The organism is Methylobacterium sp. A54F, from assembly GCF_053346035.1.
Map to the genome: position 1 here is coordinate 228,578 of NZ_JBKFBF010000009.1, position 24,716 is coordinate 253,293.

Consider the following 24,716-nt stretch of genomic DNA (forward strand, 5'->3'; position numbering starts at 1 on the left):
GCGGGCGGGGCGCCGTCGGCCGTTGTGGAGAACGGGCAGAACCGCCGGTTCCGATCAGCGTCTTCAGATCAGCGCCTTCAGATCAGCTTGGCCATCGCGACGGCCGTGTCGGCCATTCGGTTCGAGAAGCCCCACTCGTTGTCGTACCAGGACAGGATGCGCACGAAGGTGCCGTCCATGACCTTGGTCTGGTCGAGGTGGAAGGTCGACGAGTGCGGATCGTGGTTGAAGTCGATCGACACGTTCGGCCGGTCGGTGACGCCGAGCACGCCCTTCAGGGGGCCGGCGGCGGCCTCCTTGATGGCGGCGTTGATCTCGTCGACGCTGGTGGCGCGCTTGGCCGTGAACACGAGGTCCACCGCCGAGACGTTGGGGGTCGGCACGCGGATCGCGGTGCCGTCGAGCTTGCCCTTCAGCTCCGGAAGCACGAGGCCCACGGCCTTCGCCGCGCCCGTCGAGGTCGGGATCATCGAGAGCGCCGCGGCGCGGGCCCGGTAGAGATCCTTGTGCATCTGGTCGAGGGAGGGCTGGTCGTTCGTGTAGGAGTGGATCGTCGTCATGAAGCCGCGCTCGATGCCGACGGCCTCGTTCAGCACCTTGGCGACCGGCGCGAGGCAGTTCGTGGTGCACGAGGCGTTCGAGACGACGAGGTGCTCGGCGGTGAGCTTGTCGTGGTTGACGCCGTAGACGACCGTCAGGTCGGCGCCATCGGCGGGCGCGGAGACGAGGACGCGCTTGGCGCCGGCGTCGAGGTGCGCCTTGGCCTTGTCCTTGGCGGTGAAGATGCCGGTGCACTCGAGCGCGATGTCGACGCCGAGGTCGCGGTGCGGCAGCTCGGCCGGGTTGCGCACGGCGGTGACCCGGATGCGCTTGCCGTCGATGACGAGGGCGTCGCCCTCGACGCCGACCTCGCCCGGATAGCGGCCGTGCACGGAATCGTAGCGCAGCAGGTGCGCGTTGGTCTCGACCGGGCCGAGGTCGTTGATCGCCACGACTTCGATGTCCTGCCGGCCGGCCTCGTGGATGGCGCGCAGGACGTTGCGGCCGATGCGCCCGAACCCGTTGATGGCAACCTTCACCGTCACGGCGTGACTCCTTCCTGATGCATCGTCCCGGCGAGCGGGCGCGCGTTGGCTCGCACCGCTCTCTGGGCAATTCGCTTGAACCTGGGATGAACCGGATCCCCGGCCGCTCCGGCGCTCGCGATCATCCAGTCAAGGGATGAGGCGCGCGGGGGCCATGGGCGTGTCACGGGGCGAGGTATCCGGCAGTCGTGCGCCGTATTCGGCGCGCGGGGCGGGTGTCTCACAGGGGGGGACACCTGTCAAAGGTTGCGGGGTGACAAACCATGGGCGATGAACAGCGATCCTGAAGCGCCCCGGAGGGCTGCGGTCGCGGCGCCATGACAGACACGAACGAGAGCGGGATCGATGCTGCGGCCGCGCGCCTCGACGCGGCGCTCGCGCGCCTCGAAGGAGTGGTGGCGCGCCGGCTCGAAGCGGACGCGATCCCCGACGACCGGGAGACGGAGCTCGCCATCATGGCGGAGGACCGGGCGCGCCTCGCCGCCGCCCTCGACACCGCGCAGGCGGCGCTCGAACGGGCCGAGGCAGCGGCCGACGCGGTGGGCCTTCGCCTCGACCGGGCCATCGACACGGTGGAGGCGGCCCTGGCCGAGCCCTCGGGCAGCGAGCATACCGGCGCCTGAGGCGGCGGCCTGCGCCCTTGACCCGCCGCCCGCTCACCCGGCATCCAGGGGGCTCCGCAACCGCTGGCTCAGGCGCCGATGCCCATCGTCAACGTCCTCATCGACGGCAAGAGCTACCGCATGTCCTGCGGGGAGGGGGAGGGGGATCACCTGATCGAACTCGCCGCCGACTTCGACCGGCGCATCGGGGACATGCGCAAGGCCTTCGGCGAGATCGGCGACATGCGCCTCCAGGTCATGGCGGCCCTCACCGTCGTGGACGAGCTCACCGAGATGCGCCGCCGCCTCGGGGCGCTGGAGGCCGAGGTCGCCGCGCTCGGCGCCCGGACGCAGGCCGCCGAGTCGGACGCGCAGGCGCGGGAATCCCGGGCGGCCGCGAGCCTCGGCGCGGCGGCCGAGCGCGTCGAACGCATGGCCCGGGCGCTCTCCGGCGCCTGAACCCGGCCCTTGCGCCCGCAACCTCTGAGCGGCCGATCGCCACTGGCGCGGGGCCGCGCGCGACGCTACATCGGGTCTGCGGAGCTGCAGGGTTCGTCAGGAGAACTTTTCCCCGGGGCCTTATCGACTCCCTCGGGAGCTGTCCCTGGCCTCGTCCCTGGACTTGGTCAACACGGCGCCCACCTACTCTGTAGGTTTCCCGGGATCGACACTCCAACGGCTCACGTGGCTCCGCACTCCACTCCTCCCTCCGCCGCCCACAAGGCGAGCCTCCGCGCGGAGGCGCTCGCGCGCCGCGACGCGCTCGACCCCGAGCTTCGCAAGTCCGGCGCCCAAAGGATCGCCGAGGGCGTCCTCTCGGTCGAGCGGCTGGCCGATGCGCCGATCGTCGGCGCGTTCTGGCCGATCCGCAGCGAGGTCGATCCGAGGCCCATCATCGAGCGGCTGTTCGCGCGCGGCCAGCGGGTGGCGCTGCCCAAGGTGACGCCGGACGGTCTGGTCTTCCGCGAATGGCGCGCCGGCGAGGCCCTGGTGCGCGGCGGCTTCGGTCTGAGCGAGCCCCGCGACGACCTGCCGGCCCTCGATCCCGGCGCCCTCATCGTGCCGCTCGCCGCCTTCGATCGGCGGGGGCAGCGCATCGGCTACGGCCGCGGCTACTACGACCAGGCCATCGCCCGCCTGTCGCGGAACGGGCCGCTCCTGACGATCGGCGTCGCCTTCTCGGTGCAGGAGGTGCCCGAGGTGCCCGCCGAGCCCCACGACGAACCCCTCGACCACCTCTTCACCGAGGCCGGGGCCGTCCCCTTGAGCCGGACCTGAGCCATGCGCCTCCTCTTCCTCGGTGACGTCGTGGGGCGCCCGGGCCGTCTCGCGGTGACCGAGCGCCTGCCGGCCTTGCGCGAGCGCTGGAGCCTCGACTGCGTCGTGGTCAACGGTGAGAACGCGGCGGGGGGCTTCGGGATCACCGAGGCGATCTGCGACGAGATCCTGGGCGCGGGCGCGGACGTCGTGACCCTCGGCAACCACTCCTTCGACCAGCGCGAGGCCCTGGTCTTCATCGCCCGGCAGCCGCGCATGATCCGGCCGGCCAACTACCCAGGCGGCACGCCGGGCCGCGGCGCCGCGATCGTAGAGACGCCGCGGGGCGGGCGGGTCCTCGTCGTCAACGTGATGGGCCGCGTGTTCATGGACGCCATGGACGACCCGTTCGCGTCCGTGGAGCGGGAGCTGTCGGCCTGCCCCCTCGGTGCCGCGGCCGACGCCGTGATCGTCGACGTCCACGCCGAGGCGACGAGCGAGAAGCAGGCCTTCGGTCACTTCCTCGACGGCCGGGCGAGCCTCGTCGTCGGCACCCACACCCATTCGCCGACCGCCGATCACCGCATCCTGCCGGGCGGCACCGCCTACATGTCGGATGCCGGCATGTGCGGCGACTACGATTCGGTGCTCGGCATGCAGAAGGACGAGCCGCTGCGGCGCTTCCTGCAGAAGACGCCCGGCACCCGCTACGAGGCGGCGCAGGGCGAGGGCACCCTGTGCGGCGTCGCGATCGAGACCGATGCCCGGACGGGGCTCGCCACGCGGGTCGCTGCCGTGCGCCTCGGACCGCACCTGGAGGAAACCTGGCCCCGCGACTGGGAATAGGCAGCCTGCACCCGGCACGGACCGGAGACGTGGCTTGATCGGTCCGGCGCCTGCCGCCACAGTGCGGCCGTGACCGACCGCGCCGCGCTGGCAGACCTGAGATGAGTTCGCGACCGATGGCCGCCCGTTCCGCGTCACCGCCGATCAGCAAGCCCGGCATCTACCTCGTCCGGATGGTGATCTTCCTGGTCCTCGTGGGCTTCCTGGCCTTCGTGCTCTACCGGCAGATCACGCCGGCCTTCCTGGCCAATCCCGGCCTCAACGGCCTGATCCTCGGCGTCCTCCTGATCGCGGTGATCCTGGCCTTCGGGCAGGTGGTCCGCCTCTACCGCGAGGCCAACTACGTCAACGCCGTGGCGGCCGGGACGGCGGCGCGCCAGCCGCCGAACCTCCTCGCTCCGCTCGTGCCCGCCATCGATGCGCGCCGCGACGGCCAGACGCTCGCGGGCGTGCGGCCCTCCCTCGACACCGTGTCGGCCCGCCTCGACGAGGGCCGCGACATCCTGCGCTACGTCGCCGGGATCCTGATCCTCCTCGGCCTCCTCGGCACCTTCTGGGGCCTCATCGACACGCTGTCGGCGGTCGGCTCGGTGATCAAGTCGATGCGCGGCGGCGGCGGCGACGCGAGCGTGATGTTCGACGAGCTGAAGAACGGCCTCGCGGTGCCGCTGGCCGGCATCGGACTCGCCTTCTCGGCGTCGCTCTTCGGCCTCGCCAGCTCCCTGGTCACCGGCTTCCTGGATCTGCAGGCCGGGCAGGCGCACGCGCGCTTCCACAACGAGCTGGAGGACTGGCTGGTCTCGGGCGAGGCCGCCGCCGTCGAGGCCGTGCCGGCGCGCCCGGTCGGCCAGGATCCGGCCGCGGCCCGCGCCCTGACGGAGGCCGTCGAGCGCCTGACGGCGGTCGTCGCCGAGGGCGCCAACGGCCGCACGGCGACGCAGGCCATGACCAACCTCGCTGAGGGCATCCAGGGGCTCGTGCAGCATATGCGGGCCGAGCAGCAGATGATCCGCGACTGGGTCGAGGCGCAGGCGAGCCGCGAGCGCGAGCTGAAGCAGGTGCTCGACCGCCTCGGCCGCGAAAGGGTCTGAGCCGATGGCCTCGCGGGCCGTGCGCCGGGAGCGCAGCCTCAACGTCTGGCCGGGCTACGTCGACGCCCTGGCGACCCTGCTGCTGTCGGTCGTCTTCCTGCTGACGATCTTCGTGGTGGGCCAGTTCTTCCTCTCGCAGGAGATCACCGGGCGCGATTCGGTGCTGGCCAAGCTCAACCGCCAGCTCGCCGACCTCACGGACCTCCTCGCCCTCGAACGCTCGAACCGGCGCGCGCAGGAAGAGGCGGCCCAGTCGCTCCGCACGACGCTGCTGGCGGCGGAGGCCGACCGCGACCGTGCCCAGGCTCAGGCGCAGGCCGGGGCCGCGCGCGAGGGCGCGGCGGGTGACCTCGACCGGCAGCTCCAGGCCGAGCGCGGGGCGACGAAGCGGGCCCTCTCGCAGATCGACATCCTCAACGAGCAGATCAGCGCCATGCGCCGCCAGCTCGCGGCCCTGGAGGACGCGCTGGCTGCCTCCGAGCAGCGCGACCGCGAGAGCCAGGCCCGGATCGCCGACCTCGGCAGCCGGTTGAACGTGGCGCTCGCCCAGAAGGTGCAGGAACTCGCCCGCTACCGCTCCGACTTCTTCGGCCGGCTCCGTCAGATCCTGGGGGCGCGCTCCGACATCCGCGTGGTGGGCGACCGCTTCGTCCTGCAATCCGAGGTGCTGTTCCCGGGCGGCTCGGCATCCCTCAAGCCTGAGGCCGGCCCGGAGCTCGACCGCATCGCCGCCGCGATCCTCGACCTCGCCCGGCAGATCCCCGGCGACATCCCCTGGGTCCTGCGGGTCGACGGGCATACCGACGCGCGGCCGATCGCCAGCGCCCAGTTTCCCTCGAACTGGTCCCTCTCGGCCGCTCGCGCCATCGCCGTCGTGCAGTACCTCGCCGGCAAGGGCATCCCGCCCCAGCGCCTTCTCGCCGGGGCCTTCGGCGAGTTCCAGCCGCTCGACGCCGGGACCACCGAGGACGCCTACGCGCGCAACCGGCGCATCGAGCTGAAGCTCACCGAGCGGTAGGCCGCGGCCGCCCCTCCGTCCGTCCAGGCTCCGTGACCCGGATCACGGTCGCGCGCGGCTGATGGCGCCATACACGCCTCCGGGGCCGGGATCGTCCGGCCCGCGACACAGGAGGCACATCATGGTTCGTTCGGTTCGTATCGCGGCCGCCCTTGCGGCCGGTCTGGTGGCGCTCGGCGCGACCGAAGCGTCGGCGCGCGGCGGCTTCGGCGGGGGCGGCGGGTTTCGCCACGGCGGCGGAGGCTTCGGAGGCGGCTTCGGCGGAGGCTTCGGCCATCGCGGCTTCGGTCACCGGTTCGGCTTCGGGCCCCGCTTCGTCGGCGTCGTGCCGGCCTATTACGGCGCCTGCTACGTCAAGCGCTTCGTCACCGAGGACGGCGACCTCGTGGTCCGCCGGATCTGCGACTGAGGGGAGGGCGACCACGCGATCCCGGTCCGGGACTCAGGCTTCGCCTGATGTCCCGGCCGAGTCGGGACGCCGCTCAGGCGAACAGGCCGGGAACCCCGCCGGTCATCACGAACAGCACCGTCGAGCCGGGCGCGTAGCGACCCGCCGCGATGTCGTGGAGGAGACCCCCGAAGGCCTTGCCGCTGTAGACGGGATCGAGGAGCAGGCCTTCGCTGCTGGCGAGCGCGCGCACCGCGTCGCGCATCCCGTCCGTCGGGATGCCGTAGGCCGGGCCGCGATGCTCCCCGTCGATGTCGATGTCCGAGGGTTCGAGGGTGAGGCCGGGCCGGAGCAGGGCGGCGGTGGCGCGGGCCTTGTCCAGCGTCGTGTCCAGCGCGTCCGGCCGGGCGGCCAGCACGGTGTAGGACCGCGCGAGGCGCGGATCGCGCCCCGAGGCCGCGAGACCCGCCGCGAGGCCCGCATGCGTACCCGAGGATCCGTTCGGCACGACGACCTGCGCGAGGTCGAGGTCGTGCTCCGTCGCCTGATCGAGGATCTCGGCGGCGACCTCGGCGTAGCCGAGGCAGCCCGTCGGGCTCGAACCGCCCGAGGGAAACACGTAGACGCGGCGCCCCTCCGCCCGGAGGGCCTCGGCGCGCTCCTCGGCGTGGCGCAGGGCGTCGGCGTCGCCCGCCAGCTCGTGGACCTGCGCGCCGAACAGCTCGTCGAGGAAGCGGTTGCCGTTGCGGCGGTAGTCGGGATCGGTCCGCGGGACGGTGCGCGTCAGGAACAGCTCGCAGCGGAAGCCGGTGCGGGCGGCGGCGGCCGCCGTGAGGCGGGCGTGGTTCGATTGCAGCGCGCCCACCGTGATCACGGTGTCGGCGCCCTCGGCGCGGGCCGCGCCGAGAAGGAAGGCGAGCTTGCGGAGCTTGTTGCCGCCGAGTCCGAAGCCCGCAAGGTCGTCGCGCTTCACGAGGATCCGCACGCCGCGCAGGCGGTCGCCGAGGGCGCGGGTGAGCCCGTCGAGGGGTTCGATCGGGCTCGGCCGCGGCACGAGCGGCAGGCGCGGAAAGCGGGCGAGGTCGAGGCCCACGGGTCCTACTCCGCCGCCGGCAGGGTGGCGGCGCGGATCCGCGGCTCCTTCCCGCGGGCCGTCTCGTCGAGGGCGTCGGTGAATTGCAGGGCGGCGAGCTGCGCGTAGAGCGCCCCTTGGGCGAGCAGGCTCTCGTGGGTGCCCTCCTCGACGATGCGGCCCTCGTCGAGCACCAGGATGCGGTCGGCAGCGCGGATCGTGGCGAGGCGGTGGGCGATCACCAGCGTCGTGCGGCCGCGCATCAGCGTGTCGAGGGCGGCCTGAACGGCGCGCTCGCTCTCCGCGTCGAGGGCGGAGGTCGCCTCGTCGAGGAGCAGGATCGGGGCGTCCTTCAGGATGGCGCGGGCGATGGCGACGCGCTGGCGCTGGCCGCCGGACAGGGTCACGCCGCGCTCTCCCACCTGCGTGTGGTAGCCCTGGGGCAGGGCGCGCACGAAGCCGTCCGCGTTGGCGAGCTCGGCGGCGCGCCGCACCTCGTCCTCGCTCGCCCCGGGCCGTCCGTAGCGGATGTTCTCGAGGACGCTGCCCGAGAACACGGTCGGGTCCTGGGGCACCAGCGACAGGCGCTCGCGCAGGGCCTCCGGGTCGACCCGGGCGATGTCGACGCCGTCGACGCGCACGCTGCCGCTCTGCGGGTCGTAGAAGCGCAGGAGAAGCTGCAGGACCGTGGTCTTGCCGGCCCCCGAGGGGCCGACGAGGGCGATGCGCTCGCCCGGGGCCGCCGTGAAGCTGATCCCGTCGAGGGAGGCCCGCTCGGTCCGCGTCGGGTAGGCGAAGTGCACGGCATCGAAGCTCACCGCGCCGCGGGGCGGCGCCGGCAGCTCCTGCGGTGCGGCCGGCGCGCGGATCGCGGGCTCGGCGGCGAGGATCTCGCCCAGTCGCTCGGCGGCGCCCGCCGCCTGGGCGAGCTCGCCGTAGACCTCGGAGAGCTGCCCCAGCGCGCTCGCCCCGAACACGGCGTAGAGCACGAACTGCGACAGCTCGCCCGCGGTCATCTGGTGGCTCAGGACGCCCTGGGCGCCGTACCACATCACGCCGACGACGCTCGCGGAGATGAGGAAGATCGCGACGCCGGTCAGCAGGGCGCGTGCCCGGATCGAGGCGCGCGCGGCCCCGTAGGCATTCTCGGAGGCCTCCGCGAAGCGCGCGGCCGTGGCCCGCCCCATGCCGAAGGCCTGCATGGTCCGCACGGCCCCCACCGCCTCCGCGGCGTAGGCCGAGGCGTCCGCGAGGCGATCCTGCGCGGCCCGCGAGCGCTGCCGGACGCCGCGGCCGGAGAGAATCAGCGGGAACACGATGAGCGGGATGGCGGCGAGCACCAGCACCGACAGCTTGGGGCTCGTGATGACCATCATGGCCACCGCGCCGACGAACAGGAAGGCGTTGCGCAGGAGGATCGAGATGGAGACGCCGAACACCGCCTTGACCTGCGTGGCGTCGGCGGTGAGGCGCGAGACGATCTCGCCCGACTGCGTCCGGTCGAAGAAGGCGGGGTCGAGGATGGTGAGGCGCCGGAACACCGCCGTCCTGAGGTCGGCGACGACGCGCTCGCCGAGGGTCACGACGGTGTAGTAGCGGGCCGCGCTCGACAGGGCGAGGACCGCCACGACCCCGAGGAGCGCGAGGAAGTAGGCGTTGATGACGCTCTGGCCCTCGGGCGAGAAGCCGTGGTCGATCACCCGGCGCATGGCGACGGGCACCACCAGGGTCGCGCCGGAGGCGGCCAGCAGCGACAGGAAGGCGGCCAGGATGCGGCCCTTGTAGGCTGCGGCGAAGGGGATGAGCGGGCGCAGGGAGCCGAGCGGCGCCCGGTTGCGGCCGGCCTCGCTTCTCTGCTTACGGGCCATAGTGCCTCATCGTGCTTCCTCCGGTGTCGTCGTCGTTCTTGCACGCTTGTTCGGGGCGACGGGCTGCGGTATAGGCGCGCCTTCATCCGATTGCGCGTGTTGAATGGCCGCGGGGCGCGGAGCGCGGACCGATCGGCTTGGGCTATCCGAGGACGTTGTTATGGCAAAGAGCGCGGCCGACAAGGCCAAGGGGACCGAGCATCCCGACTACCACTTCATCAAGGTCGTGATGACCGATGGGTCGGACTACATGACCCGGTCGACCTACGGCAAGGAGGGCGACACCCTCAACCTCGACATCGACCCGCTCACCCACCCGGCCTGGACCGGCGGCGAGCAGAAGATGCTCGATCGCGGCGGCCGCGTCTCGCGCTTCAACTCGCGCTTCGGCAACATCGGTCTCGGCCGCAAGGCCTCCTGACAAGGCCTCCTGAACGGCGCGGCGCGGCTCACCGCGCCGAAGCCCGGGTTCGAGACACGCGAAGGGGCGGCATCCCGGCCGGGATGCCGCCCCTTCGCGTGTCCGGGCCCCGGCAGCCCCGCTCCCGGATCAGGCGCGGCCCGCGAAGGCGGAGCGGAGAAGGCTCTGCTGAGCGGTGACCGGGCTCTCCGTCGGCACCGGCGTCGGACGGTCCTCGGAGATCAGGTCGTCGAGGTGCAGGATCCGGGCGTGCAGGCGGCGCGTGCGCACGATCAGGTCCTGGAGGCGCGGGGGCAGCAGCGCGAAGGCGTCGGAGCGGGACGGCTCCGGGACGGCGAGGCGGACGCGGGTCTTCTCCTGGAGCGCCTGACCCGGCGTCAGCTCGCCCTCGGCGACCGCGCGCTGCACGAGGAGCCACGAGGCGATCTGCATCAGGAGCGTGGTGAGCCGCATGCTCTCGGCCGCGTAGCCCAGGGTGGCGTCCCGGGAGATCAAGCGCGATTCCTCGCGGCCGTCGCCGTCGAGGTAGGCGGCGGTCTCCTCCACGAGCGCCATGCCGTCGCAGAACAACGTTCGGAACGCGTCGGATCCGACGTAGGTCTCTCCGAAATGGACCCAGTCGCGGTCGTCCCGGAAGGTGACGTCGAACTCGTTCATCGTGCCTCCTGTGCCGTGCCGGGATCCGGCGTCCCTTGCCGGGACGCTCGCGGCAGGCTCGGCGCTCGTTGCGCAACTCTAACGCCGGAGGGGCCGATCGGCTTCCTTAACCGACCGTTAACCTTACCGGGCGGCGGGGCGGAGATTGCTGAGGCCAAAAAAAAGCCGCCCAGAGGGCGGCCTTGCATGAGTCTACAGGGAGGCATCAAACAGAGTGGACGGAAGTCACACTCCTCATCCAGAAGACTGGATGACCCCTTCATCCCACGGAAAGGTTAACGGCCGGTTAAGCCCGGCCCTCAGGCCGCGAGGCTCGCGAACAGCCCGCGCCCATCCGTGCCGCCAACCAGGCCTTCCACGAAGTTCTCGGGGTGCGGCATCAGCCCCAGGACGTTCAGCTTATCGGAGTAGATGCCCGCGATCGAGTTGAGGGACCCGTTCCGGTTCGCATCGACCGTCAGCGCTCCGCTGGCGTCGCAGTAGCGGAAGGCGACGCGGCCCTCGCCCTCGAGGCGTGCGACCGTCTCGGCATCGGCGAAGTAGTTGCCCTCGCCGTGCGCCACGCAGACGTCGATGACCTGCCGGTCCTCGTAGGCCGAGGTGAAGCGGGTGTCCGCGCGCTCCACCCGCAGGAGCTGCCGGTGGCAGATGAAGCGGCGATCGACGTTCCGCATCAGGACGCCGGGCAGCAGGCCCGATTCGCACAGGATCTGGAAGCCGTTGCAGATGCCGAGGACGAGGCCGCCGCGGGCCGCGTGGGCGCGCACCGCATCCATGGCCGCCGCGCGGCCCGCGATGGCACCGCAGCGCAGGTAGTCGCCGTAGGAGAAGCCGCCCGGCAGCACGGCAAGGTCGGTGCCGGCCGGCAGCTCCGTGTCCGCGTGCCAGACCTTCACGACCTCTGCGCCCGCGAGGCGCAGCGCCCGCGCCACGTCGCCGTCGCGGTTGGAGCCGGGAAAAACGACGATCGCCGCGCGCATTAGGCGATCTCGATGGCGTAGTTTTCGACGACGGTGTTGGCCAGGAGCTTCTCGCAGGCCGATTTCAGCGTCGCCTCGGCGCCCGCCCGGTCGCCGTCCGCGATCTCGACGTCGAAAACCTTGCCCTGCCGCACGCTGCCCACGTCCTCGATGCCGAAGGACTTCAGCGCGGCCTCGATCGCCTTGCCCTGCGGATCCAGGACGCCCGTCTTCAGGGTGACGATGATGCGCGCTTTCATGGTCTCTCACTCATGTCTGGATCCAGCACGTCGTCACGCTGGTTCGCTGCGCCGGCACGGGTTCCGAACCGCCTGGGGCCGTTCGTCCCGCCGATTCGCTGTCGGAGGGGGAGCCCCGCAGCACCGGCCGGCCGCCGCGGTTCGCCGTAGGCCTCACCGGCAACGATTATCGCGGGCCCCGCGCCGCGTCCACCGCGCAGGCCGGCTCAGCGGCCGGGCGGCCTGCCGCGGATCGGCTCGATGCTGACCGCGCGACGCCAGAGCTGCAGCATGATCCAGGCCGCGATCAGGCTGAACAGGCCCATCAGGACGTGCCCGACGCGATCGCCGAGGTCGAGCAGGCCGGCCGTCGCCCAGCCGGCCGCGATCGCGACGGCGAAGACTTCCGTCCCGACCAGCACCATCATGCTGAGGATCGTGATGAGATTGCGGGTGTTCACGGGTGCGGATCCGCCGGTCGATCAGAAGCCGCGCGCCCGCCACGGATGCGGACGCGCGGCTGCGCAGTAGCGCGATTGACGACCGTGGCGCAACCGCGTCGAGGGCGCGCGCCCTCGGCGCCGCTCAGCGCGGCGCGCGCTTGGCGAGAATGCGCTGGAGCGTCCGGCGGTGCATGTTGAGGCGGCGCGCAGTCTCGGAGACGTTGCGACCGCACAGCTCGTACACGCGTTGGATATGCTCCCAGCGGACCCGGTCGGCCGACATCGGGTTCTCCGGCGGGTCGGCGCGCTCGCCCGGCTGCGCCATCAGCGTGCCGTGGATCTCGTCGGCATCGGCGGGCTTCGCCAGGTAGTCGAAGGCGCCGAGCTTCACGGCCGTCACGGCTGTCGCGATGTTGCCGTAGCCGGTCAGGATGACGCCGCGCGCCTCCGGGCGCCGCTCCTTCAGGCGGGCGATCACGTCGAGGCCGTTGCCGTCTCCGAGGCGCATGTCGATCACCGCGAAGGCCGGGGCCTGCGCCTCCACGGCGGAGACGCCCTCCGCCACGCTCTCGGCGACCTGCACCACGTAGCCGCGGCTCTCCATGGCCCGCGCGAGGCGCGTCGAGAACGGCTTGTCGTCGTCCACGATGAGCAGGCTGCGGTCGCTGAAGGCGGCGAGCGGATCGGTGTCGGACAGGGTCATGGGATCAGTGGCCGGGGGGGCACTTCCGGTCTGCGTCAGCATGCGACGCTCCTCCAAGTTCGTCGTGAATCTTCAGAGGTTTATATAGGCGCTGCATCGCCGTGCGTTAGGGGTGGGACCGCCTTGATTTCGTGCGCGTGGCGCGGTGCTGCGCCGCGCTCGAAGATGTGCCGCGCCCACGACACGCGGACCAGGGCGCCGTGGGCGCCGGAGCCCGCCGCGTTCGACAGGGTGATCTGTGCGCCCGAGCGCTCGATCAGCGTCTTGGCGATGAACAGGCCGAGGCCGAGGCCCGCGCCCACCGTGTCGGTGCCCACCCGTTGCTCGGGGCTGCGGGTGGTCACGTAGGGCTCGCCGGCGCGCAGCAGCACCTCGCTGGAGAAGCCCGGCCCATCGTCGCGGATCTCCAGCGAGACCCGCTCCAGCGTCCAGCGGGCTTCGAGGATCACGGACGATTCGGCGAAGTCCACCGCGTTGTCGAGGATGTTGGCGAGGCCGAACATCACCCCGGCGTTGCGCCGGCAATGCGGCTCCGGGCCCTCGCCCCGGCTGGAGGCCGCCAGCGCGATGCCGAGCGCCCGCTGCGGCGCCACCAGCTCCTCGACAAGGTGGCTGAAGCTGACGGTCTCAAGGAAGCCGGCCTCGTCCCCGTGCAGGGAGGTCAGCTTCGAGAGGATGCCCCGGCAGCGGTCCACCTGCTCGCGCAGGAGGTGCAGATCCTCCGCGACGTTCGGGGAAGCGCTGGGCCCCAGCTGCCGGATGAGCTCCTTCGTGACCACCATGATGGTGCCGAGCGGCGTGCCGAGCTCGTGCGCCGCCGCCGCCGCCAGCCCGTCGAGCTGCGAGAGGTGTTGCTCCCGGGCGAGCACCAGCTCGGTGGCGGCCAGCGCCTGGGCGAGCTGGCGCGTCTCCTCGGCAACGCGCCAGGCGTAGACGCCCGTGAAGGCGGTGCCGAGGAGGATCGCGGTCCAGACGCCCGAGATGTAGAGGAACGGCAGCTCGATCCGCCCGTCCGCGAACCAGGGCAGGGGCCGGTGGACGAGGGCGAGCAGCGTGGCGAGCCCCACCGCCAGGAGCCCGAGCGCCAGGGTCCGCTCCGGCGGAAGCGCGGTCGCGGAGATCAGCACCGGTGCGAGGAACAGGAGCGAGAACGGGTTCTGCAGGCCGCCGGTGAGGAACAGGAGGCCGGCGAGCTGCACGATGTCGAAGGCGAGCAGCAGGGCCGCCGAGTCGTCGCTCAACCGGTAGCTCGCCGGGAAGCGGATCCGCAGCGCGAGGTTGAGCCACGACGAGGCGGCGATCACCAGGAAGCACCAGCCGAAGGGCAGCGACAGGCCGAGGCCGAACTGCGCGCCCAGCACCGCCGCGCTCTGCCCGGTGATCGCGAGCCAGCGCAGGCGCACGAAGGTGTCGAGCCTGAGGTGTCGGGCGTCGCGGACGAGACCGGTGTTCAAAGCGTCGGGCATGTCCGCTTCACGATAGGGCCGCGGCGGTCAGGATCCAGAAGCCGGAGCGGCGGCCGATTGCCGGTGGACGGCCGGACCGGACCCGGAACAATCCCCGCAATCCACCGTTTGAAGCTGACCCGGCACGATACTTCCACAGGCGTGGGCCGTACGGTTCATGTGGTGGACAGCGCGTGTCGTCTATAAGGAACAAGGCTTGGCAGCATAGTGCCGAGCCGCGGAGACTGTCGGGATGGACTTGGCCTACTTCTGGTACGAGAGCGCGCGCGTCGCCCTGACGCCCGCCCGGCTCGCCGCCGACATGACGCGGCACAGCCTCGGCAACCCCGCCAACCCGATGTCCTACTCGCCCTATGCGCGCTCGATCGCCGCGGGCTGCGAGATGTTCGAGCGCGTGACGCGCCGCTACGGCAAGCCCTCGTTCGGCCTGAACGAGACGGTGGTGGACGGCGTCCGCGTGCCGGTGACCGAGCGGGTCGTCTGGGAGCGCCCGTTCTGCCGGGTCATCACCTTCGACCGGGGCTTCGTGCGCCAGCCGGCCGATCCGCAGCCGAAGCTCCTCGTCGTCGCGCCGATGTCGGGCCACTACGCGACGCTCCTGCGCGGCACCGTCGAGGCGATGCTGCCGACCCACCAGGTCTTCATCACCGACTGGGCTGACGCACGGATGGTGCCGCTGGTCGCCGGCCGCTTCGACCTCGACATTTACATCGACTACCTCAAGGAGATGTTCCGGGACCTCGGCCCGGACCTCCACGTCATGGCGGTCTGCCAGCCGGCGGTTCCGGTGGCCGCCGCAGTCGCCGTTCTGGAGGCCCAGGACAGCCCGTACATTCCCCTGTCGATGACGCTGATGGGCGGCCCGGTCGACACCCGCCGCTCGCCCACCGCCGTGAACTGCCTCGCGCAGGAGCGCGGCCAGGCCTGGTTCGAGCGCAACTGCATCACCTTCGTGCCGCCGATCCATCCAGGCGCCTGGCGGCAGGTCTATCCGGGGTTCCTGCAGCTCTCGGGCTTCATGGCGATGAACCTCGACCGGCACGTCACCGCCCACACCGACATGTTCGAGCACCTCGTCACCGGTGACGGCGATTCGGCCGAGAAGCACCGCGAGTTCTACGACGAGTACCTCGCCGTGATGGACCTGACGGCCGAGTTCTACCTGCAGACCGTGCGGACCGTGTTCGTCGATCACGCGCTGCCCAGGGGCACGATGCGCCACCACGGCGCGCCGGTCGATCTCGGTGCGATCCGGCGCTGCGGCATCCTCGCCGTCGAGGGCGAGAACGACGACATCTCGGGCGTCGGGCAAACGCTGGCGGCCCTCGACCTGACCCCGAACCTACCGGATTCGCGCAAGGCCTACCACCTCCAGGCGGGCGTCGGGCATTACGGCGTGTTCAACGGCTCGCGCTTCCGCTCGGTGATCGCGCCGCGCATCGGCTCCTTCATCCGGGAGATCGCCGCGCAGCAGTCGCAGCGCGAGGCGATGCCGGCGATCGGGCACCTGCGCCGCGTGGTCTGAGCGACGGGCCATCGCCGGGAGGCCATTCCATCCGGCCTCCGCGACCGTTAAGCTCGGGGCATGCTACGCGCGCTCCTGCGACGGCCCGACCCCGCCCACCTCGACATCGTTCACGAGGGCGTGCCCTTCCGCATCGTCCTGCGGCGGCGGCCGGCGGCCCGGCGGCTCACGCTGCGGGTCTCGCAGGCCACCGGCGAGGTGGTGCTGACGCTGCCTGCCCGCAGCGCCGTCGCGACCGCGCAGCGCTTCGCCGAGAGCCACGGCGGCTGGATCGCCGCGCGCCTCGCGCGCGTTCCCGAGCGCATCGCCTTCGAGGCCGGCGCGCTCGTCCCGGTGCACGGCACCCCGCACCGCATCGTCCATCGCGGCCTGCGCAGCGGCGCGACCCGGCTGGAGACGGTCGACGGCGAACCGGTCCTCTCGGTGAGCTGCGCGCCCGAGCACCTGCCCCGGCGCGTGCGCGATTTCCTGTCCCAGGAGGCCCGCCGGCGCCTCATCGCGGCCGTGGCGATCTACGGGCCGAAGCTCGGCCAGTCGCCGAGCCGCATCACGATCCGCGACACGCGCAGCCGCTGGGGCTCCTGCACGGCCCGCGGGGAGCTCAATTTCTCCTGGCGCCTGATTCTCGCGCCTCCGCTCGTGCTCGACTACCTCGTCGCGCACGAGATGGCGCACCTGCGCGAGATGAACCACTCGAACCGGTTCTGGCGCCTCGTCGGCGACCTCTGCCCGCACGTCGACGAGGCCGAGGCCTGGCTCAAGCGCAACGGCGCGAGCCTGCACCGCTACGGCTGAGACCGCGGCCGCGCGGCGAACCGGTTGCGGATCGGCCCGCCTCAGCCCTTGGCGCGCAGCACCCGCTCGCGCATCGCGCGCTCGGCCGGCCAGGTCGGCCGCGGGTCCGTCACGCCGGGGTCGAGGGTACGCGGCGCGACGCTGTCGCAGACCTCGCGCTGGCGCACGATCACCGGGTTGCCGAACTCGTCGCGGCGGCGGACGTAGCCGCCCTCCCGGCAGAACCCGGCGATCTCGGCCTCGCTGCCGCCGCGCCGGCCGTAGGGATTGCGCGCCACCGGCGGGTGCTCGACCGTCAGCGTGTCGGAGCGGTTGAGCGAGCGCTCGATGTAAGTGGTCTCATCCACCGGCAGCGACTGGGCGGCCGCCTGCGAGAGGCCGGCGAGGAGCAGGAGGGCCGGCAGGGCGAGGTTACGCATGAGCGCGATCCGGAACGAGAGGATATCACCCTGAGATGTACGGCGCGCGGGGCCGCGGGGAAAGCGCATTACGGCAACAATGTGCCGGATCGGACGGCCATCCATCGGCCAATGGTCGCGAGGGCGGCGCGGCCGGGTCGCTTGACACGCCACGGCCCCGCATGGTCGGAACACGCGACTTCGTAAACCCGGCGCGGTCGCGGCCGGGCGTACCCGAGAAGGGATCGCTGCGTGGGCCTGCGGAATTGGCGTGTTGGCGGAGTGCGGGCCGGGGCCCTGGTCGGGCTCGCAGCCGTCGCATCGGTCGGGCTCGGCGGCCCGCCCGCTCAGGCGCAGGGCATGGTGCGCAAGACCTTCGACGACTGGCAGCTGCGCTGCGAGACGCCGGCCGGCGCCAAGGCCGAGCAGTGCGCCCTGGTCCAGTACCTCGCCGCCGAGGACCGGCCCAACCTCACCCTCGTGGTGATCGTCCTCAAGACGGCCGACAACCGCGGCTACCTGCTGCGCGTGGTGGCGCCCCTCGGCGTGCTGCTGCCCTCCGGCCTCGGGCTGAAGATCGACCAGGCCGATATCGGGCGCGCCGGCTTCATCCGCTGCCTGACCACCGGTTGCGTTGCCGAGGTGGTGATGGACGAGACCCTCGTCCGCCAGTTCCGCAGCGGCAGCCAGGCGACCTTCATCGTGTTCCAGACGCCCGAGGAGGGCGTCGGCATCCCCCTGGCGATGAAGGGGTTCGCCAACGGCTTCGACAGCCTGAAGTAGCACGGAGCGCAGCGAGCGATGGCTTTCGGCGGACGGGAACGCGCGACGGTCGGACGGGTCGGCCCAGCGGTGACGCTGCTCATCGGGGTCCTGGCGGGCGGCCCCGCCGCGGCCCAAGAGGGCAATTTCCTCTCCAACATCTTCAAGTACGGCGGCACCACCGTGCCGCCCTCGCAGCCCAAGGACCTGGAACCGGCCTACTGCCCGACGGTCGACGTGCCGGAGGGCGGCGCCGCGCTCCAGACCCTCGCGGGCTCGCAGATCCGGACGCAGATCACGCTGGGCCGCCTGGCCCGTGAATGCGCTCGGCTCGAGGACGGCTCGATCATGGTCAAGGTCGGGGTCGAGGGGCGCGTGCTCCTCGGGCCCGCGGGGTCGCCCGGCAGTTCCGAGGTGCCCGTCACTGTGTCGATCCGCTACGACGAGAAGCCCGTGACGGTGCGCAGCCGCCGCGTCAGCGTGTCGGTGCCGGCGGGGAGCGCGCAGGGCTTCTTCTCCTTCGTCGAGGAAGGGCTGGTCGTGCCGCCCGCGATGACCGGCGCCTACGAGATCACGGTCGGGCTCGGCGGCGGCGGCAAGGCGCCCGCCCGCAAGCCTCCGAGGCGGAAGGCGCCCGTCGCGGCGGCCCCCGAGAGCGCGGGGACCGGTGCCGCCCAGTGATCCGGGCTTGCCCCTCGCGACGAGCCCGCCGGCCGGCGCGAACCCGCCCGGCCTGATGCGCCGGCTCCGCGCGCGCCCCTGGCTCGGGCGCGCCGCGCCGTACCGCCTCGCGGGCAGCGGGGATGCGGATTTCCCCCTGCGGCTCGACGTCGAGGGCGCCGCGGGCCGCTGGCTCGTCCTCAGCTACAGCAGCGATCCCCTCGCGCCACCCCTGCGGCCGCTCCTGCGCATCCTCATCGCGGAAGGCGGCCCGCAGGATTTCGTGCTGCCCGGGATGGCCGCCGACACCGCCTGCTGGCTCGGCCTGCTGCCGCGCGACGCGACCGAGATCCGCATCGCGCCGCCGGAGGGCTTCGCGGTGCACCGGGTCGCCCTGCGGAGCCACGCGAGCGTGCTCGGCGAGGCGCTCCTTCGGCGCCCCCGTCGCCTCCCGGCGGCGCTGCTCGCCCTCGTCAGGGGTGATGCCCGGCGCTACCGCGACAGCCTGCGCGGCGCCTGCGCGGCCGTGGCGCGGCGCGGCTTCAGGGCCTGGGCGGCGACCCGGGCCGCGCCCGTCCCGCGCCTGACCACCCGGCAGCTCCTCCACGTCTTCATCCCGGTGCGAACGGGTGAGGAGGGGGCGGTGACGCACACCCTCGCGGCCCTGCGCCGACAGGAAGGCGCATCCTGCCAGGTGCTTATCGCGGCCGAGGCCGGCGCGGGCCCCTGCGCTCCCGATCTCGCCCGGGTCGAGTGGGACGAGGCCCGCCCACTTCGCGATCTGCTCGGCCCCGGTCCGACCTGCCTCCTCCTGCCCGGGGACACCCCGCGGCCGGACGCGCTCGCGACGCTCGGCGCGGCGCTCGTGCGCGATCCCGGCGCGGCCCTCGCCTACGGCGACGGTCTGACGCCTACCGGACAGCCCGTCCTGCGGCCGGACTGGAGCCCGGACCTCGCCCTCGCGACCCTCTACCCGGGGCGCCCCTGCCTGCTCTCGGCCGACCTGATCGCGCGCATCGGCGATGCGCCGGCCGGCCCGATCGTGGACGCCGCCGGAACCCTGGCGCTCCGCGCCGCCCTCGCGAGCGGCCATGCGGTCCACCTGCCCCGGATTCTCGGGGAGGAGATACACGCCCCCTGGCCGCCGGAGCGGCACCGTGCCGTCGCGGAACGGCTGTTCGCCGACGCGGGCGTCCCCGCATCCCCTCGCGTCGAGGCAGGTGCCGTGCACCTGCAATGGCCGCTACCCGAGCCCGCCCCGCGCGTCAGCATCGTCATCCCCACCCGCGACCGGCTCGACCTGATCGCGCGCGCCTGCGCGGGCGTGCTGCAGGGCACCGACTACCCGACGATCGAGCTCGTCATCGTCGACAACGGCTCGACCGAGCCGGCGGTCCTCGCCCATTACGAGACGCTGCGTGCCGATCCGCGCGTGCGGTTCGTGGCGCATCCGCAGCCCTTCAACTTCTCCGCCATGGTCAATGCCGGGGTCGCCGCCGCGACGGGCTCCGTCGTGGTGCTCCTCAACAACGACGTCGCGGTGCTGCGGCCCGACTGGCTCGGCGCGCTGGTCAGGCAGGCCTGCCGGCCGGGGGTCGGGGCGGTCGGCGCGAAGCTCCTCTACGGCGACGGCACGCTCCAGCACGCCGGCGTCGTGGTCGGCCTCGGCGGCCGGGCGGGCCACATCCTGCGGGGCCGCGCGGCGGACACGCCGGGCCACCTCGGGCAGCTTCGCGTGGCCCACGAGGTCTCCGGCGTCACGGCGGCCTGCCTCGCGGTGGAGCGGAACAAGTACGAGGCGGTCGGCGGCTTCGACGCCGAGGCCTTCCCGATCGACTTCAACGACGTCGACTTCTGCCTGCGCCTCGACGCCGCGGGCTACAAGACCGTCTGGACGCCAGCGGCACTCCTCGCCCACCTCGAGTCCGTGAGCCGGGGCCCGAGCGTCGGCCCGGCCCGCGCACGCTTCGAGGCCGAGGCGGCGCGCTTCACTGCGCGCTGGCGCGAGCGCATCCGCCACGATCCCTTCTACCATCCCGCCCTCTCGCTCACGACCTTCGGCGAGGATCTCGAGTAGGATGGCTACTCCCGAGCGACTGCCGGGTGGGGGAGGGGAGGGGCTCGACGCGCTCCGCTTCCTGCTCGCGCCCGGGCCAAGCCGGCTCGCGCGCCTCGTCGCGGGCCTGCGCATCGCTCTCAGCCACCCCGGCGAAGTCATCGCGATCCTGCGGGCCCGGCTCAGTGGAAAGCGCCTGCGCGCGCGCCAGAGCGCCGCCGCGCTGTTCGGGATCGATCACCGCCTGGATCTGCGCGTGCCGGAGGATCGCCTCGCCGCGGAAGCGTCGGACGGGTCGGTCCACCTCATCCTGCCCGCGGGCCACAGCCTGCTGCCGGGCGCGACGGCGCGCCTCGGGGCGGCCTTCGCGGCGAGGCCGGACTGGCAGGCGCTCTACGGGGACGCCCTGGTTCAGCGGGCGCCCGGCGGGCCGGTGACCCCGATCCTGCGCCCGGCCTTCGACCCGGACTACCTTCTCGGGATCGACTATATCGGCCCGGTCCTCGCGCTGCGCGCGCCGCCGGAACCGGGCGAGAGTGCCTACGCGGCCTGCCTGCGCATCGCGGCGCGACATGGCGCAGGCGCGGTCGGGCACATCCCCGTCCCGCTCACCCTGTGGCGTCCCGAGATGTCGGGGCATGCGGAGGCCGCCCGGGCGGGGCGGCTGCGCGCCGCCCGCGCCTATCTCGACCGGACGGGGGAGGGGGCGAGCGGAATCGCCCTCGACGGCGATGGCATCGCCACCGTGCTGCGGCCGCTGCCGGAGCCGAGGCCCTGCGTGAGCCTGATCGTGCCGACCCGCGACAGGCTCGACCTCCTGCGTACCTGCCTCGACAGCCTCACCGGGTGCACCGACTGGCCGGATTTCGAGATCCTCGTCTGCGACAACGACAGCCGCGAGCCCGAGACGCTCGCCTACTTCCGGGCGCTCGAAGCCGAGGGGCAGGCGCGGGTCATCCCCTGTCCGGGCCCCTTCGACTTCGCGGCGATGAACAACCGCGCGGCGGCGGCCGCCCGCGGGCGGCTTCTCGGCTTCATCAACAACGACGTCGAGGCGTTCCGGCCGGACTGGCTCGCCCGCCTCTGCAGCGAGGCGCTGCGGCCGGAGGTGGGGGCGGTCGGCGCCAGGCTCCTCGACGGGGCCGGACGGATCCAGCACGGCGGCATCGTGCTCGGCACCGGCGGCCTCGTCACGCACGCGCACCGCCACTTCCCCGGCGATGCGGCGGGCTACCTGTCGGGCTTGCGCGCCACGCGGCGCGTCTCGGCCGTCACCGCGGCCTGCCTCTTGGTGGAGCGCGCGAAGTTCCTCGCGGTCGGCGGCTTCGACGCGGCGCATTTCGCCGTGGATTTCAACGACGTCGATCTCTGCCTGCGCCTCGACGCCGCCGGCCACCGCACGCTCTTCGTGCCGGGCGCCGTGCTCCACCACCGCGAGGCCGCGAGCCGCCGCTGGACGCGGGAGGCGCGCGCGCGACACCTCCGGGAGGTCGCGGCCTTCAAGACGCGATGGGGGTCGCTGCTTGCGCAGGACCCCCATTATCAACCGGGCTTCGACCCGAACCTGTCGACCCACGCGCGCCTGCGCCCGGGGCTCACGCTGCCGGACGGGCGCTCCGCGGACTACTGAACGAGGCGCGGGCCGCCGGTCTGCACCTTCTCGTTCTCGGACATGATGCCGAGGCGCTTGGCGACCTCGGTGTAGGCCTCGATCAGGCCGCCGAGATCCTTGCGGAAGCGGTCCTTGTCGAGCTTGTCCGAGGACTTGATGTCCCAGAGCCGGCAGGAATCCGGGGAGATCTCGTCGGCCACGACGATCCGCATCATGTCGCCTTCCCAGAGGCGCCCGGTCTCCATCTTGAAGTCGACGAGGCGGATGCCGACGCCGAGGAAGAGGCCGGACAGGAAGTCGTTGACGCGGATGGCCAGCGCCATGATGTCGTCGATCTCCTGAGGCGTCGCCCAGCCGAAGGCCGTGATGTGCTCCTCCGACACCATCGGATCGTTGAGCTGGTCGTTCTTGTAGTAGAACTCGATGATCGAGCGAGGGAGCTGCGTGCCCTCCTCGAGGCCGAGGCGCTGCGCGAGGGAACCCGCCGCGACGTTGCGCACCACCACCTCGAGGGGGATGATCTCGACCTCGCGGATGAGCTGCTCGCGCATGTTCAGCCGGCGGATGAAGTGCGTCGGCACGCCGATGTCGTTCAGGTGCTGGAAGACGAACTCGGAGATGCGGTTGTTGAGCACGCCCTTGCCGTCGATGACCTCGTGCTTCTTCGCGTTGAAGGCGGTCGCGTCGTCCTTGAAGTGCTGGATGAGCGTCCCCGGCTCGGGTCCCTCGTAGAGGACCTTCGCCTTGCCCTCGTAGATGCGACGGCGGCGGTTCATAGGCGTGTACCGTGGTTTGAGGAAGTCCATGGGCCGGTGACTCCTAGAGCACGAACTGACTGCGGAATCCGCGGCGTGGCGACCTGAAGGTGTCGGTCGAGCCGCGGGGATACGCCGTTGCCGGAGGCCCCGCCGGCTGGCGTGCAAACTACCCGAAGCGGGCTTGCAGCACAACGCGTTAGCCGGGCGCCAGCCATGCGGGACGGCGGTGCAGGATCCGCCCGGCGGCCGCTATCCCGCGGTCTGGTCCAGGGTCTTGGCGGGATAGCGGCACAGATCGTTGATCGGGCAGCGCGGGCATTCGGGCCGGCGCGCCTTGCAGACGTAGCGCCCGAACAGGATCAGCCAGTGATGGGCGTTGAGGCGGTAGGGGGCGGGGACGATCGCCTCCAGGCCCGCCTGCACCCGGTCGGTGGTGGCGGCGACCACCAGGGGGATGCGGTTCGAGACGCGGAAGATGTGGGTGTCCACCGCGATGGTCTCGACGCCGAAGGCGACATTGAGGACCACGCTCGCGGTCTTGGTGCCGACGCCGGGCAGCACTTCGAGGTGTTCCCGTTCCCGCGGGACCTCGCCGCCATGCGCCTCGACGAGGATCCGTGACAGCGCGATCACGTTCCGGGCCTTGGTGTTGAACAGGCCGATGGTGCGGATGAAGGCGCGCACGCGCTCTTCCCCGAGGGCCAGCATCTTCTCGGGCGTGTCGGCGATTGCGAAGAGGGGGGCCGTGGCGAGGTTGACGCTGCGGTCCGTCGTCTGGGCGGAGAGCACCACCGCGACGAGCAGCGTGTAGGGGTTGAGGTACTGCAGCTCGGCCCGCGGCTCTGGGTTCAGCGCACTGAGGCGCCGGAAGATCTCTGCCACCGCCGCGGCGTCGGCCGGCTCGGGGGCGGGTGCCGCCCGCGCGGTGAGCACCGGCGCGAGGCGGCCGCCGGGCGCGGCTTTGTTGACGCGGTTCGATTTCCGGGGAGCCATCGACGCCTTATATGGAGCGGATGGACCGCGGCAACATCTCCGCCCATCCCGACGGGCTCGATCCGGATACGCTCGATCGCCCGGTCTTCTCGGCGGTCATCCGGCCCCATCAGTCCCTCACCCGCCTCGGCTTCCGCGTGGTGATGGGTGGCTGCTGCCTCGTCTCCGTGGTGATCTCGGTCTGGTGCTGGCGGATGGGCTTCTGGCCGATCGCCGGCTTCTTCGGCCTCGACATGCTCGCCGTCTACCTCGCCCTCAAGGCGAGCTTCCGGCACGGGCGCTCCTTCGAGGAGGTCATGATCTCGCAGATCGAGGTGATGCTCGCCCGGGTCAGCCACCGGGGCGAGCGGCGGGAGTGGCGGTTCAACCCGCTGTGGACGAAACTCACCAAGGTGGAGGACGAGGAGTACGGCCTGCAGCGCCTGACCCTGGTCTCCCGGCGCGAGCACGTCGTCGTCGCGCGGGATGCCTCACCGGACGAGCGCGCCCGGATCGAGCGCGGTCTCAGCAGCGCCCTCGCGCAGGTCAAGAAAGGCTACTGACCGCCTGAGCCGCATCGCCTGCGACGGCCTGCGACACATTTTTTTGCACTGCAGCAGAATCGCGTGTTGACGGCCTGAATGGGTGTCCGTATACCGCTGCTCATCGGCGCCGGCCGCGGAAGTGGCCCGGGCGCTGAAACGTCTCTTGCACAGACTGAGCGGGTTGTTCGGCGCAGGCGCCGAAGCGATCGTTCGTCCTCGCAAGGGTGCGGGCCTGGTCTTTCGAGGCCGGTGTTCTTTGACAAGTTGATCTGAGGAAGAGAAGCGTGGGCGGCTTGTCCTTGCGGCTCTGGCTGAGAGGCTGGGGCATCGAGAGATGAAGCTTGACCGACGTTTCGTAGAGCTCACCGACCGGGTCCGGGCAGCTGTGGCTGTGTCCCTTGGGGTTTCCCCTTGGGGTGCTGTCGTAGTTGGTTTGGTCTGGTTGAGGTGTGCTTCCGTTATGTTGTGATCAGCTGAGATCAGCTCTTCAACTTGAGAGTTTGATCCTGGCTCAGAGC

General features: G+C 71.9%; 27 protein-coding genes and 1 other RNA gene. 16 read left to right on the top strand and 12 right to left on the bottom strand.

Annotated features, from left to right (window positions below; genetic code table 11):
* Nucleotides 1-77: 77 nt before the first annotated feature.
* The gene (gene gap, locus ACLBXP_RS16675) at nt 78-1,085 is read right to left on the bottom strand and encodes a type I glyceraldehyde-3-phosphate dehydrogenase (protein WP_447668867.1); all 1,008 of its coding nucleotides are present in this window, start codon (nt 1,083-1,085) and stop codon (nt 78-80) included.
* A 317-nt stretch (nt 1,086-1,402) separates the two neighbouring features.
* Between gap and ACLBXP_RS16680 the strand changes: the two genes are divergently transcribed.
* The 8 genes from ACLBXP_RS16680 (at nt 1,403) to ACLBXP_RS16715 (ending at nt 6,308) form a co-directional block, all read left to right on the top strand.
* Nucleotides 1,403-1,708 (top strand): DUF4164 family protein, encoded by a 306-nt coding sequence (locus ACLBXP_RS16680; RefSeq protein WP_447668868.1) that lies wholly within the window; start codon nt 1,403-1,405, stop codon nt 1,706-1,708.
* 78 nt (nt 1,709-1,786) lie between these two features.
* Complete coding sequence (locus ACLBXP_RS16685) at nt 1,787-2,146, top strand: cell division protein ZapA (RefSeq protein ID WP_447668869.1); 360 nt, start codon at nt 1,787-1,789, stop codon at nt 2,144-2,146.
* 78 nt (nt 2,147-2,224) lie between these two features.
* A non-coding RNA gene (gene ssrS, locus ACLBXP_RS16690) (6S RNA) lies at nt 2,225-2,382 on the top strand.
* Nucleotides 2,372-2,965: a 5-formyltetrahydrofolate cyclo-ligase gene (locus ACLBXP_RS16695; RefSeq protein WP_447668870.1), complete on the top strand. Its 594-nt coding sequence runs from the start codon at nt 2,372-2,374 to the stop codon at nt 2,963-2,965. Before ssrS ends, ACLBXP_RS16695 begins: the two co-directional genes overlap by 11 nt.
* Nucleotides 2,966-2,968: 3 nt before the next feature.
* Nucleotides 2,969-3,790: a TIGR00282 family metallophosphoesterase gene (locus ACLBXP_RS16700; protein ID WP_447668871.1), complete on the top strand. Its 822-nt coding sequence runs from the start codon at nt 2,969-2,971 to the stop codon at nt 3,788-3,790.
* Between the two features lie 116 nt (nt 3,791-3,906).
* Nucleotides 3,907-4,881 carry a MotA/TolQ/ExbB proton channel family protein gene (locus ACLBXP_RS16705; protein WP_447668872.1) on the top strand — a complete coding sequence of 325 codons (975 nt, stop codon included), beginning with the start codon at nt 3,907-3,909 and terminating at the stop codon, nt 4,879-4,881.
* Nucleotides 4,882-4,885: 4 nt separating this feature from the next.
* Nucleotides 4,886-5,899, top strand: coding sequence for a peptidoglycan -binding protein (locus tag ACLBXP_RS16710; RefSeq protein ID WP_447668873.1), 1,014 nt, complete (start codon nt 4,886-4,888; stop codon nt 5,897-5,899).
* Between the two features lie 121 nt (nt 5,900-6,020).
* Nucleotides 6,021-6,308 carry a hypothetical protein gene (locus ACLBXP_RS16715; RefSeq protein ID WP_447668874.1) on the top strand — a complete coding sequence of 96 codons (288 nt, stop codon included), beginning with the start codon at nt 6,021-6,023 and terminating at the stop codon, nt 6,306-6,308.
* 73 nt (nt 6,309-6,381) lie between these two features.
* On the opposite strand, the gene ACLBXP_RS16720 is transcribed toward ACLBXP_RS16715, so the two are convergent.
* Both ACLBXP_RS16720 and ACLBXP_RS16725 read right to left on the bottom strand, forming a co-directional pair.
* Nucleotides 6,382-7,380, bottom strand: a complete 999-nt coding sequence (locus ACLBXP_RS16720; protein ID WP_447668875.1) for a D-cysteine desulfhydrase family protein — start codon at nt 7,378-7,380, stop codon at nt 6,382-6,384.
* A gap of 5 nt (nt 7,381-7,385) precedes the next feature.
* On the bottom strand, nt 7,386-9,227 hold the full coding sequence (locus tag ACLBXP_RS16725) for an ABC transporter transmembrane domain-containing protein (protein WP_447668876.1): 1,842 nt from the start codon (nt 9,225-9,227) through the stop codon (nt 7,386-7,388).
* Between the two features lie 160 nt (nt 9,228-9,387).
* On the opposite strand from ACLBXP_RS16725, the gene rpmE reads away from it, so the two are divergent.
* Nucleotides 9,388-9,648: a 50S ribosomal protein L31 gene (gene rpmE, locus ACLBXP_RS16730; protein WP_447668877.1), complete on the top strand. Its 261-nt coding sequence runs from the start codon at nt 9,388-9,390 to the stop codon at nt 9,646-9,648.
* 129 nt (nt 9,649-9,777) lie between these two features.
* Here rpmE and rcdA read toward each other — a convergent pair whose 3' ends face one another.
* The 6 genes from rcdA to ACLBXP_RS16760 all read right to left on the bottom strand — a co-directional run bounded on the left by rcdA (nt 9,778) and on the right by ACLBXP_RS16760 (nt 14,115).
* Nucleotides 9,778-10,305 (bottom strand): protease adaptor protein RcdA, encoded by a 528-nt coding sequence (rcdA, locus tag ACLBXP_RS16735; RefSeq protein ID WP_447668878.1) that lies wholly within the window; start codon nt 10,303-10,305, stop codon nt 9,778-9,780.
* A gap of 299 nt (nt 10,306-10,604) precedes the next feature.
* Nucleotides 10,605-11,285 (bottom strand): phosphoribosylformylglycinamidine synthase subunit PurQ, encoded by a 681-nt coding sequence (purQ, locus tag ACLBXP_RS16740; protein WP_447668879.1) that lies wholly within the window; start codon nt 11,283-11,285, stop codon nt 10,605-10,607.
* Nucleotides 11,285-11,524, bottom strand: a complete 240-nt coding sequence (purS, locus tag ACLBXP_RS16745) for a phosphoribosylformylglycinamidine synthase subunit PurS (RefSeq protein WP_447668880.1) — start codon at nt 11,522-11,524, stop codon at nt 11,285-11,287. The genes purQ and purS overlap by 1 nt, the downstream gene beginning before the upstream one ends.
* 206 nt (nt 11,525-11,730) lie before the next feature.
* A complete protein-coding gene (locus ACLBXP_RS16750) occupies nt 11,731-11,964 on the bottom strand; it encodes a hypothetical protein (protein WP_447668881.1) in 234 nt (77 codons plus the stop codon).
* 124 nt (nt 11,965-12,088) lie between these two features.
* Nucleotides 12,089-12,691, bottom strand: coding sequence for an ActR/PrrA/RegA family redox response regulator transcription factor (locus tag ACLBXP_RS16755; RefSeq protein WP_447668882.1), 603 nt, complete (start codon nt 12,689-12,691; stop codon nt 12,089-12,091).
* A gap of 38 nt (nt 12,692-12,729) precedes the next feature.
* Nucleotides 12,730-14,115: an ActS/PrrB/RegB family redox-sensitive histidine kinase gene (locus tag ACLBXP_RS16760; protein ID WP_447668883.1), complete on the bottom strand. Its 1,386-nt coding sequence runs from the start codon at nt 14,113-14,115 to the stop codon at nt 12,730-12,732.
* 232 nt (nt 14,116-14,347) lie between these two features.
* Between ACLBXP_RS16760 and ACLBXP_RS16765 the strand changes: the two genes are divergently transcribed.
* Entirely contained in the window at nt 14,348-15,640 is a 1,293-nt protein-coding gene (locus ACLBXP_RS16765) for a polyhydroxyalkanoate depolymerase (protein ID WP_447668884.1), read from the top strand.
* A 60-nt stretch (nt 15,641-15,700) separates the two neighbouring features.
* Nucleotides 15,701-16,435: a M48 family metallopeptidase gene (locus tag ACLBXP_RS16770; RefSeq protein ID WP_447668885.1), complete on the top strand. Its 735-nt coding sequence runs from the start codon at nt 15,701-15,703 to the stop codon at nt 16,433-16,435.
* A 41-nt stretch (nt 16,436-16,476) separates the two neighbouring features.
* Here the strand turns inward: ACLBXP_RS16770 and ACLBXP_RS16775 are convergent, their stop codons facing one another.
* Nucleotides 16,477-16,854, bottom strand: coding sequence for a hypothetical protein (locus ACLBXP_RS16775; RefSeq protein WP_447668886.1), 378 nt, complete (start codon nt 16,852-16,854; stop codon nt 16,477-16,479).
* Between the two features lie 276 nt (nt 16,855-17,130).
* Here ACLBXP_RS16775 and ACLBXP_RS16780 point away from each other — a divergent pair, with 276 nt between their 5' ends.
* The 4 genes from ACLBXP_RS16780 to ACLBXP_RS16795 are packed head-to-tail and all read left to right on the top strand — an operon-like array spanning nt 17,131 to nt 21,941.
* Entirely contained in the window at nt 17,131-17,616 is a 486-nt protein-coding gene (locus ACLBXP_RS16780; RefSeq protein ID WP_447668896.1) for an invasion associated locus B family protein, read from the top strand.
* 18 nt (nt 17,617-17,634) lie between these two features.
* Complete coding sequence (locus ACLBXP_RS16785) at nt 17,635-18,276, top strand: hypothetical protein (RefSeq protein ID WP_447668887.1); 642 nt, start codon at nt 17,635-17,637, stop codon at nt 18,274-18,276.
* A gap of 55 nt (nt 18,277-18,331) precedes the next feature.
* On the top strand, nt 18,332-20,332 hold the full coding sequence (locus ACLBXP_RS16790) for a glycosyltransferase family 2 protein (protein ID WP_447668897.1): 2,001 nt from the start codon (nt 18,332-18,334) through the stop codon (nt 20,330-20,332).
* A 1-nt stretch (nt 20,333) separates the two neighbouring features.
* Nucleotides 20,334-21,941: a glycosyltransferase gene (locus ACLBXP_RS16795; RefSeq protein ID WP_447668888.1), complete on the top strand. Its 1,608-nt coding sequence runs from the start codon at nt 20,334-20,336 to the stop codon at nt 21,939-21,941.
* Here the strand turns inward: ACLBXP_RS16795 and purC are convergent.
* On the bottom strand, nt 21,935-22,729 hold the full coding sequence (gene purC / locus ACLBXP_RS16800; protein ID WP_447668889.1) for a phosphoribosylaminoimidazolesuccinocarboxamide synthase: 795 nt from the start codon (nt 22,727-22,729) through the stop codon (nt 21,935-21,937). The genes ACLBXP_RS16795 and purC overlap by 7 nt on opposite strands.
* A gap of 201 nt (nt 22,730-22,930) precedes the next feature.
* Nucleotides 22,931-23,674, bottom strand: a complete 744-nt coding sequence (gene nth, locus ACLBXP_RS16805) for an endonuclease III (protein ID WP_447668890.1) — start codon at nt 23,672-23,674, stop codon at nt 22,931-22,933.
* 20 nt (nt 23,675-23,694) lie between these two features.
* Here nth and ACLBXP_RS16810 point away from each other — a divergent pair, with 20 nt between their 5' ends.
* The gene (locus ACLBXP_RS16810) at nt 23,695-24,216 is read left to right on the top strand and encodes a DUF2244 domain-containing protein (protein WP_447668898.1); all 522 of its coding nucleotides are present in this window, start codon (nt 23,695-23,697) and stop codon (nt 24,214-24,216) included.
* Nucleotides 24,217-24,716: the final 500 nt, after the last annotated feature.